This window comes from Desulfonatronospira sp. (assembly GCA_003563255.1).
GTDB lineage: Bacteria > Desulfobacterota > Desulfovibrionia > Desulfovibrionales > Desulfonatronovibrionaceae > Desulfonatronospira.
Genome location: PWSL01000330.1, coordinates 1 through 5,622, shown reverse-complemented (window position 1 = coordinate 5,622; position 5,622 = coordinate 1). Strand labels below are relative to the sequence as shown.

Genomic DNA, 5,622 nt, shown 5'->3' with positions numbered 1-5,622 from the left:
GGATTATGGAATAAGGATTAAATGATCAGGGATTATTGGAAGAGGCTTCCGGATTGAGACTGAACGGCCGGGGCCTGGGAAATAAGAGCAAGAGTGAAAAAGGCGTGGTCCGTTGGAGGATCGCGCCTTTTTTGCGGGGTTTGGTGTTCTGGATGGCTGGGTGTAGGGTGCATTTGAACATGTATTGGAAACACAAGGAGATAAGGCTATATGTCTGTGACTATTAGCGTGCTGTTGGCTGTTCTGGTGGGCGGAGCAGTGCTGGGCCTCCTGGCCTGGAAGGGCGGAGGGCGCTGTACCCCGTGACTATACCTGTATATCCCGCTGGGAGCGGGATTCGCCACATTTTACGTCATTTCCAGACTGTTGCAGTAAGCGTTGGTAGTATTATACTGATGCAGGAATAGTGTCGCGGGGACTGTCCCCTGGACGGACGGTATCGGCTCCCCTGAATGGTTACAAAGATTCGGACAGGCAGGAGGCGGTTTGCCAGAATTTAAAAGCAGACAGGCTTAAAATTTCTTGTTTACCAGCACACCAAGCATGTCCTCTATGGATTCGGCCAGGCTCAGGAGTTCATCCGAAGGTATCTTGCGGATGACCTTATCGTTTTCAGGATCAACAACCACCACCTGCAGGCGGTCGCTATCCTCCTGAAACTGGAAGTTCAGCTTGACCCCCAGGGAATTCATGTATTCTTTTATGGAGTTGGCTGCGCTGTGCAGTTTGTTCAGGTCCGTCTCCTGGCTTGAAGCCTGGGGCTTTACAATGGTCTTGCCGGGATCACCTGAGTTCTTCTGGGTACCGGTTGATTTTAAGTCCAATGAGACCAAGGGTGAAGCCTGGGGTTCTACAGTGGTCTTGCCGGGATCACCCGAGTTCTTCTGGGTGCCGGTTGATTTTAAGTCCAATGAGACCAAGGGATTTATATCGAAGCTGGTGATATTCATGACTGCCTCCTTTCTTTCTTATCACTATTATCGGACAGAAGGCAGAAAACTTTAACCGTATCTGTTCAGCGTTTTTAAGGAAAGCAGGGGACAGGCACCGCCGCACTTAATAACTACGGGCGATCTTACACTAAGAAAATACCTGGATTCCGGCTTTCGCCGGAATGACGAATGAAAACAGGTCGTTGCATTGTGATGTCATACCGGCTGAAGCCGGTATCCAGGAATACTGCCCGGAGTTATTGAGAAGTTACAAAGTTTTTTTGTAACTATTTATTTTTATTGGCTTTTTTGGCAACTCAACATGTCTTTCGGGCCAGACCAGATATCTATCCAAATTTATTCACTTTATTTCTTTCAACCAGGAACCAGGAACGAAGAACGAAGAACCAAGAACCAAGAACTCTCGAGTTTGAATGAATTTGAAAAAAAAGTGCGGGGAGAGCCAGTCTCCTTCGAGTTCAAATGAAGCGTCCCTGTAGTGATAATGCTCCCTGCAAGTCAGCTCCAGGAAATCCTGTCATCCACCGGGTCGTAAAAAAATTTGCAGGCCTTCATCTGATTCCGAACATACATTGATTTGCCTGAGATGGTGATGACAGAGCCGGGATATACAGTATTGGTTACTTTAAGGACCAGATTGGTGCTTTTTTTAAATTCTTCTCTTTTTTCATCCAGTATTCTGTCGGTTTTTATCAACCTTTCCTGGATAACATTAAAGGTGTGCATAATTTCCTGAATGGCCTTTTTCTGCTCCGGGCTGGAATTTTTCAGATCCATGGATGAAATCTTTTTATTGATTTCATTCTTGTGGTACCTGAGTTTTTTCTTTTCATTGAGAAGGCGCTGTATGCTTTGGGGTACAAGGCCGATATTTACCTCTGTCTTGACTCCGTAACCAGATCCAAGTTCCCGGACCTCCATCCCTTTTTCAGCAGTAATCCTGCCTCCCATGACCTTGCCTTTGCCGTGGGAGACTACCTTGTCCTTGCAGGTAACTGTACAGTTGGTCAGGTTATTGGCAAAGGAAACCTGACCCACGGCCATGATACTGGCATTTTCTGCGAACTTGCAGCGGAGAGTGCCCTTGACCTTGATGTAGCCTGAGCCTTTCATGACAATTCCCCCCTGGACTTCGATGTTGCCTCCGGCCAGGACCTGGGCGTCATCAATGCCTTTATGCACAATCAGGTGTTCGGGGCAGCGCACAGAGAATCCATCCCTGACAGTGCCCATGACTTCCAGGGAGCCCTTGTTCAACTTGATATTTCCGGTGGACAGGCTGACATCCCCGTTTACCTGTAAAAAATCAATTATGGAAACCTGCTTTTCGCTGAAAACCACCAGGCCGGCAGTCTCCGCCACAAGATCCCCGGTGGAAGAATCAAGGCGCACATTCTCTCCCGGCCCGAGGCCGCACTCTTTGCCGTCCCTGCCGGTAATCACATTTCCAAATATATCCTGGCCGTCACGTCCTTGGGTCGCATGATGTATTCTGCCCAGTAAAGTGCCTTCTGGTACTGATCTGTAAACGCTTTGCTGCCTGAAATCCACTCTCCTGGTGATATCGGAATCATCCACTTCTTCAGGTTCCAGAGCTCTCGCCAGCTCAAAAAAACCGTTGCGGCCGTGCTTTGCCGGGGTTCCCCTGGCGGCTATGGTAATCTGAGGGCTTTTGGTTTTCAGGGCGTTTTTCAGGGCTTTTTCAATAGCCTGATAATCGATCATGTTTTCAGCGACCTTCATATCTTCCAGGGAGTTCAGGATCTTATCCAGCTGCATATCTATTTCATGGTAATCCTTTGGGAATATGATGCTGACCATGCGGCTTTTTTCGCCGGCAATGCGAAAAAGAGGCTTTACGTCCACCTTGCCCGGGTCCAACTGCACCAGTCCGTATCCCTTGGCCACGACGCCGCCGGATTGTTGGTCCATCCTGCAACCCGGACCGATGGCAATGTCCTGGAAATACTCTGGACCGAGTTTGTTCGGGGACACCGGACGTCCAAAAACGTTCCGGCCGGACTGGTCCTGCGAAGCGGTGGTATAGGTTCCAATAAGAATGTCCTTGAATACAGGAAAGGAGAGATTGCCCTTGTGCTCAAAAAACCTTACCCCTTTTTTTCGGGGCAATACTCCGGTCATGATGGTCAGGTCCTTGATGGATGAACCAGACCAGGCTCTGAGGAGAACATTCTTCAGTATGCTCTCCACCGGCTGCATCACGACATCCAGCCTTTTCAGCTCGGCATAGATATCCTCCAGACTAAGATCTCCATGAGAGCCTGTGGTTGGAGAATAGTTTTTTACCTTGACGCTCATCCGGTCTTCTGAGACTTCAAGTTCCAGTCCCGAGGAACCTGGAATACCCTCAGAATTATCAGCTGTCATTCAGGGCTCCTTTTAGTGATCGGTTACCACTACAGCGACACTTAATTTGAGCTGGAAGGGGAGAGGCACTGTAACCATTCAGAAGGCCAATACCGGCCAGGGGACAGTCCCCGCGACACCTTTCCTGTACATATAAAAAACTACCAACGCTGAATTTTTTGAATCTGCACAGACAGTACTGGCGGGACAGTCCCCAGGCCGGGTGCATGGTGACGGGAAAACTAGCCCGGCAAAAGACGTCGCAGCATATCCCGGGGCCCGTTTTCCTGGTTTGCATCGCCTTGAGTTTCCGGGTCTGTCTGGTCCAACAACTGCTGCAGCAACCCCTCGCCTTTGTCCTGCAACAGTTTGCGGATGATGTCTTCTACATCCAGGCCAACCCTTACATCATCAAAAGGCCCCTGTATGCGAAGGGGTATATCAGCATCCGGCAAAGCATACCGGTTCTGTATTTCCTCTTTCAAGGCCCCATCAAGGGCTACCCTGGCCCTGGAATCCACGCGGGATCCGGGCAGATCCAAACGCATGTCGCCTCTCATGCCCAGCACAGGAGAAACCAGTTCCAGGTCCTGTGAGGATGCAACTCCGGAAACAATGTCAAAGCTGCCTTTGAAACTGGAGAATTGTGTTGAATCCTTTTTTTCTTCCCTGGGGGGGCGTTCATCTCCGAAAGCTATTGCAAAGGCATCCCGGATCTGATGGTCCAGGTCAATGCCCCTGATTGTGCCGTCTTGCATTTCCATGCGGGCATCGCCAAAGAGGTTGTCAAGTAACAGATCGGTATTGTTTCCAAATGTTCTCAGCTTCAGGTCAAGCCCGGCCATACCGGTGAGAAAGTCCTTGTCTGTGAGATCCCGCAGCAATGGACCGGCCTGGACGTCTTTAAGGGTTTTGTTTATTTCCAGATGTGCCTCCCCCCTCACGTCGGCGGCCTTTAACCATCCTGAGAGAGTGCCCTGGTAAAGAACAGCCTGAACAGGGGATATGACCAGTTCTCCCTGTTCTGAGGCGATTTCCGCCTCAAGTTCATCAATAAATGCCTGGCAGGCCTGGAAGTCGGTAAGCCTGATGTTTCCCTTCATCTCAAAATCATGCAGAAATGCCAGATTGATTTCTCTAGTGTCATCACTATCTGGATTTGAACCGGATTTATTTCCGGGGTTGCCGGGTTCGTCCATGTTTCGCGGCCCTGGCATTATTCTATCCAGATCGATATTGTCGCCCTGGAGGTCAAACCTGATTACAGGGGTGGCGTCCAGTCCCAGGGCTCTTGCCTCTCCCTGTATTTCCGCTTCCAGAGCCTTGATAAAGAGTTCTGATATCTGCAGAGCGTTTTCCTGGAAGGCATAAACTATATCTCCCCGGATTTTTGCATCCTGGATAGGTTCCGGCAGGGACTCGCCCTGGAGGTCCATATCCATGTCCAGTTGCGAAAAGCGGATTGTCCTTTTCTCAGTCTGCAGCATGGCCTGGGTGGTTAATTTCATATCGGCATCAAGCTCTGGATCATGGTGGTGATATTTCATCTCAGCCTGCAAATCGAACGGAGTATCCTGAGTTATTCTTCCAGCGGTGAGATTAAGATCCGTCAAACGGAAATAAAAATCCGTACTTAGATCCCGGTATGAAATGCTGGAGTTTGTTACTTCAAGTCCTGCTATGTCCAGGTCTGGAATAAAAAAATCACCGGAATCCAATGAGTTATTATAATCACCGGCATGTGCCATTCCGGGGGCAAGTGTGGGTTGACCTCGAGCCTGGTCAGGTTTTGATGCCAACCAGTTTGGACGCCCCTGTTCGTCTTTCAGCAGAGACAGGTCAAGGTTTTTCAGGACCACACGGTCCATCTGCACCTGACCCAGCAACAGGGGCCACACCTGCAGGCGGATCTGCAGGGCTTCGACCGAACCCAGTTTTTCATCTTCAAATTCCGGAGGTGCTGCGACACTGGCCTTGCCTACGTCAATGCCCAGCCAGGGAAGAAAGGAGAGCTCAATATCCCCCTCCAGGGAAACCCGGTAGCCGGTAGCATTATAAATCCCTGCCTCTAACTCGGCCTTGTGCCTATTGAAGTCCACAATGTGCGGCAAAACAATGATGGCCAGAATAATCAGGAAAAGAAGAATTCCTGTAATTGCCATAATAAGCTTGATGGTCCTTGCCATGATTTAAACCTCTCTTTTGAGTATCTGTTCAGCTCTTTGTCTGTGGCACGGGGACTGGCTCTTCCGTCACTTATTTTTAAAATGCCGTCAAACATCCTTCAGAAAAATAAGTGCGG

The 5,622-nt window shown here is 49.5% G+C and carries 3 protein-coding genes; all 3 read right to left on the bottom strand.

Going from position 1 to position 5,622, the window contains the following annotated elements:
- Positions 1-512: 512 nt before the first annotated feature.
- The 3 genes from QZP87_RS09590 to QZP87_RS09580 all read right to left on the bottom strand — a co-directional run bounded on the left by QZP87_RS09590 (position 513) and on the right by QZP87_RS09580 (position 5,506).
- The gene (locus QZP87_RS09590; protein ID WP_291322698.1) at positions 513-950 is read right to left on the bottom strand and encodes a flagellar protein FlaG; all 438 of its coding nucleotides are present in this window, start codon (positions 948-950) and stop codon (positions 513-515) included.
- A gap of 501 nt (positions 951-1,451) precedes the next feature.
- Positions 1,452-3,341 (bottom strand): FapA family protein, encoded by a 1,890-nt coding sequence (locus tag QZP87_RS09585; RefSeq protein WP_291322697.1) that lies wholly within the window; start codon positions 3,339-3,341, stop codon positions 1,452-1,454.
- Between the two features lie 221 nt (positions 3,342-3,562).
- Positions 3,563-5,506 carry an AsmA family protein gene (locus QZP87_RS09580; protein WP_291322696.1) on the bottom strand — a complete coding sequence of 648 codons (1,944 nt, stop codon included), beginning with the start codon at positions 5,504-5,506 and terminating at the stop codon, positions 3,563-3,565.
- Positions 5,507-5,622: the final 116 nt, after the last annotated feature.

Bases quoted from the DNA above. Each gene is read 5' to 3' on its own strand.
- QZP87_RS09590 (WP_291322698.1), bottom strand. From the start codon at position 950: ATGAATATCACCAGCTTCGATATAAATCCCTTGGTCTCATTGGACTTA.
- QZP87_RS09585 (WP_291322697.1), bottom strand. From the start codon at position 3,341: ATGACAGCTGATAATTCTGAGGGTATTCCAGGTTCCTCGGGACTGGAA.
- QZP87_RS09580 (WP_291322696.1), bottom strand. From the start codon at position 5,506: ATGGCAAGGACCATCAAGCTTATTATGGCAATTACAGGAATTCTTCTT.